This is a genomic window from Microvirga pakistanensis (assembly GCF_004458765.1).
Lineage (GTDB): Bacteria > Pseudomonadota > Alphaproteobacteria > Rhizobiales > Beijerinckiaceae > Microvirga > Microvirga pakistanensis.
In genome coordinates this window covers 1-223 of the sequence record NZ_SPJX01000038.1, presented here as the reverse complement: position 1 = coordinate 223, position 223 = coordinate 1, and the positions used below count along the sequence as shown (strand labels likewise).

Genomic DNA, 223 nt, shown 5'->3' with positions numbered 1-223 from the left:
CGTGAGCTGATAGAGCGAGAGGTGCTCCACGGCATAGCCGATGGCCTGCTCGAGCTCGGCCGCCCAGGCCTCAGGCGTATGCCCGGGGCGGGCATAGATCAGATCGAAGGACTAGCGCTCGAAAATAGAGGCAGCGATCTTCACGGCGGCCAGGGCCTCGTCGACGGAATGCATGCGCCCGAGGCGCTTCAGGTCGGCATCGTTGAGCGCCTGGACGCCGAGG

The 223-nt window shown here is 65.9% G+C and carries 1 pseudogene; it reads right to left on the bottom strand.

Annotation, left to right across the window (positions count from 1 at the left end):
• Positions 1–223 (bottom strand): annotated as a pseudogene (locus tag E4K09_RS29995) (radical SAM family heme chaperone HemW); the annotation flags it as partial.